This window comes from Rahnella perminowiae (genome assembly GCF_019049755.1).
GTDB classification, from domain to species: Bacteria; Pseudomonadota; Gammaproteobacteria; order Enterobacterales; family Enterobacteriaceae; genus Rahnella; species Rahnella perminowiae.
Genome location: NZ_JAFMOS010000300.1, coordinates 1 through 3,871, shown reverse-complemented (window position 1 = coordinate 3,871; position 3,871 = coordinate 1). Strand labels below are relative to the sequence as shown.

The following is a 3,871-nucleotide window of genomic DNA, read 5'->3' as shown; positions in this document are numbered from 1 at the left end:
GGATATTCAGCTTTTCAAAAATATAATCAAAATAAGGTCGTTGTATGCATGATTCAGTGAAGACGCCATGTATTGCGGAATTTCTCGGTACCGGCTTATTTTTGTTTTTCGGCATCAGTTGTCTGGCAGCAGTGAAAGTGGCGGGGGCCAGTTTCGGTTTGTGGGAAATCTGTATTGTGTGGGGGCTGGGGATTTCACTGGCCGTCTATCTCACGGCGGGCATTTCCGGCGCACACCTTAATCCGGCGATCACGATAGCCTTGTGGCTGTTTGCCCGTTTTCCCGCGCGTAAAGTAATACCCTATATTATAGCGCAGGTGGCTGGCGCTTTCGGTGGTGCGCTGCTGGCGTACATGTTCTATCACAACTTGTTTGTTAATTTTGAAAACGCCAATCATATGGTGCGCGGCAGCGTGGAAAGCCTGCAACTGGCCAGTATATTCAGTACCTATCCGTCGGCGGCGATAAGCGTGTGGCAGGCGGCGTTTATTGAAATGGTTATCACCTCAATTCTGATGGGGCTGATTATGGCGCTGACCGACGACGGTAACGGTGTGCCGCGTGGTCCGCTGGGGCCGTTGCTGATTGGCATTTTGGTCGCCGTTCTCGGCGCATCAACCGGCCCGCTGACCGGTTTTGCCATGAACCCGGCGCGTGATTTTGGCCCTAAATTGTTCAGCTTCTTCGCGGGCTGGGGCAACATCGCCATGACCGGTGGTCGCGACATTCCCTATTTCCTGATCCCGATTATTGCTCCGGTGATCGGTGCCTGCCTGGGCGCTGCGGTATATCGCCTGTGTATCGGTAAAAACCTGCCGGGAAACGCACCGGTGGCGGATGTCGCCAAATCTTAGGCTTTTCTAACCCAACCAATAAAAAACGGCGGTGCAGTGGCATCGCCGTTTTTTATGTGCAGGTAACGCTTATTTTCTACGGTTGCCGCGACGGGATTTTTGGCTTTTGTTCACGATGACCGGCGCTTCCTCTTCCTTCTTCCCTTCTTCCCTTCTTCCTGAAAATCCATGCATGAGTACGGAGCTGGCGTTGCTTCCACATTAACCACGGGTATGCTTTGCGGATCTTTCTGCGTTGTGAACGTAGATTTAGCGGGCGTCATACCAGTGGTTTCTGTGGAATAAATCATGCTTTCAAGATATTGCGCCGTGCGGGCAATCACCTTGTGCGCAAAGACGGTGCCGACTTTGCTGGCTGCCATCACTCCCGCCGCGACGGCCGCGTTGACTGCGCCGACTTCGCCTGCCAGTTTGACGGTAACCATACCGCCGCCCTGAGTGAGTTCATAACCGACCAGCGTGACGTGCGCGGATTTCATCGCGGCATCCGCGGCTTCCACCGCAGCGGCCAGACCGACAGTTTCAATTAATCCCAAACTTTGTCCGGGCATAGATCGCTCCTGTTACCAGATTCATAGTGAAGTGCGTCGCAGACAGCCTGACGGTAACGCGGGTCGAGGATCCTGCAACAGATACGCTCTGAAGTTGTGTCACGTTGTTCAACGGCTCACCTATGGTAGAGGCGGCCGGTGAAAGCGACGTACACTATCTTGCGGACAGGGGGGATTTTTTTGCCCTCACGCTGAGTGCGCGTACAGAATTAACCGGTCTGCGCATTAAGCAGGTACAGGCGCGACGATTTTACGAAAATCAGACGGGGCCATACCGGTTTCCTTTTTGAATATCCGGCAGAAATAGTTGGCATCCTGCCAGGAAAGCTCCAGCGCAATGGTATTGATCCTCAGGTCACTGCACTGAAGCAGCGATTTGGCAACGTTTATCTTGCGGCCGGCGATGTATTTTGAGAAACCGGCGCCGGTCATTTTCTTAAACGCCCGGCTCAGATAACAGGAACTGACAAAGGATCGTGCGGCAATGTCGTCGAGCGTCAGGTTATCAAGAATGTTTTTTTCGATGTGGAATTTTGCGCGATCGATAAAGCTCATCGAGCCAGTGAAGTGCTTAAGTGCATGGTCGAAAACCGTTTCCCCGATGCTCAGCAGCCGGGACATGATGCGGTAGTAGGTGCTGGCGGAAATACCGGACTGGCTGATTTCCTGGATTAGCGCCGTCACTGTCTTTGCCGCTGGCTGGCCTTTCTCCCCCCATGATATGAGGTGCTGATGCATTAATTCGAGCACATCTGTCAGTATTTTGCGCTGGCTTATGGCGGATGGCGTGGCAGCGCAGGTATTATCCAGTGCGTCAAACAGGAAGTTATGCCACTGAGGATAATCGCAGCGTTCGATCATCGTACCGACGGTTTGTTTCAGCGCCCGCGACGCCACAATATCCACATCACTGACGTCGAGGGTTTTACGGATGGCATCGGTCAGGGTGCTTTTCTTCACCGGCTTCAGCAAATAATCATCCACTTTCAGGTTGAGCATGCTGCGCACAAGATCAAAATCATCGTTGGCCGTGGTGACAATCACTTTGGTACTGGCGCTTTTGGTCCGCAGATATTCAATCACCTGATTACCATTGGGTAGCGGAATATTAATATCGACCAACATCATGTCGATTTGATCAAGCTTGTCGATCAGCTGGATGGCTTTCTTGCCGGTACTGGCTTCATGTACTATGGAATTACCGACGGACTCAGACACAATCCGCCGCAAAGATTCAGATTCAATGAGTTCATCTTCTACAATCACAATATTGTACATGCTCACGTCTCCGTTTATCAGGCTTGCAGCATGGGGAATTTCAGGGTGATGGTGGTTCCCCTTTGTGGCTGATGGAGGCTGGAAATGCCCAGTCCATAGCTTTCACCAAATAACAGCTGAAGCCGGTTTTTTATATTATTAATACCGATGCCGCCTTTCTGGCGATTTTCATCACCGGATAAAATGTTGGCAATGTCGGCTGGTGAAATACCGTCGCCGTTGTCGGTCACCTGCAGAATGACATCATGCCCGTCGTCATTGGCGCTGATGCGTAGCCAGCTGGGGGTGTCACGCGGTTCGACGACGTAATTGAAAAAATTCTCGACCAGGGGCTGCAATATCAAAAACGGGCAGACGACTTCCGCATACTTTTCAGGAATATCGCACTGATAATCAAAACGGTCATTCATGCGCACTTTCTGAATCGACATATAACTGGTGACATAATTAATTTCATGCCGCAGCGTAATCAGGCCATGATTACTTTTACGCAGCAAATAACGCATCATGTCCGAGAAGTCATGTACCATGTTTTCTGTCCGCTGAGCATTTTCCAGATATGCCAGGCGGCCAATGGTATTTAATACATTAAAGAGAAAGTGCGGGTTAATCTGATATGACAGGGCTTTAAATTCTGCCTCATGCAGTGAACGTTCTGTTTCCACTCTTTTACGTAATTCGTCAGTAAGTTCCAGATCTTTCCTGTGCAGTTCGCGCTGAATATTATTGGTATGCGCCTGTTCCACCAGATAAGAAGAGACGTGCAGTAACGTGGAGGCCGTAGATTCAAAACGATCATATGGCATACGTTTAGCGTCCTGATGTAAATCGATCAGCCATGCATTCTCTTTCCATATTTGGTTGTTATCGAGGATATAAGGAATGGTGCGCTCTTTCTCCTCCTCGACTTTCACCTGACCGGAAATAAATGCCCCGAGATAATGATCGTTTATCATGATCGGCACGGCGAACTCAACAAACCCGCAGTAGCAGCGGTAAACCACCGGTTTCCCGGCCCGCATAGCGGCCCGGCCACCGGCATTATCACTTTCGTAACAATGCGTTGCCAGAGATGGGTTACACCTTGAACGGGCGCAAAAATCTGAAAAACCACTCGCCTGCGTGACCGGCACACCATCCTGATCGACGACGACTAAAGCAATCATCATTGATTTACTGAAATTATCC

4 protein-coding genes are annotated in these 3,871 nt (G+C 50.5%); 1 reads left to right on the top strand and 3 read right to left on the bottom strand.

The features are described 5' to 3' along the window. Positions 1-44 precede the first annotated feature (44 nt). A complete protein-coding gene (gene pduF / locus J1785_RS02740) occupies positions 45-854 on the top strand; it encodes an MIP/aquaporin family protein (protein ID WP_217218754.1) in 810 nt (269 codons plus the stop codon). 110 nt (positions 855-964) lie between these two features. On the opposite strand, the gene J1785_RS26985 is transcribed toward pduF, so the two are convergent. The 3 genes from J1785_RS26985 to J1785_RS02725 form a co-directional block, all read right to left on the bottom strand. Then, a complete protein-coding gene (locus tag J1785_RS26985; protein ID WP_217218753.1) occupies positions 965-1,405 on the bottom strand; it encodes a BMC domain-containing protein in 441 nt (146 codons plus the stop codon). A gap of 225 nt (positions 1,406-1,630) precedes the next feature. Continuing rightward, on the bottom strand, positions 1,631-2,683 hold the full coding sequence (locus tag J1785_RS02730; RefSeq protein WP_217218752.1) for a response regulator transcription factor: 1,053 nt from the start codon (positions 2,681-2,683) through the stop codon (positions 1,631-1,633). 17 nt (positions 2,684-2,700) lie between these two features. Further along, positions 2,701-3,871, bottom strand: a 1,171-nt coding sequence (locus J1785_RS02725) for a sensor histidine kinase (protein ID WP_217218751.1), incomplete at its 5' end; no start/stop codon positions are given.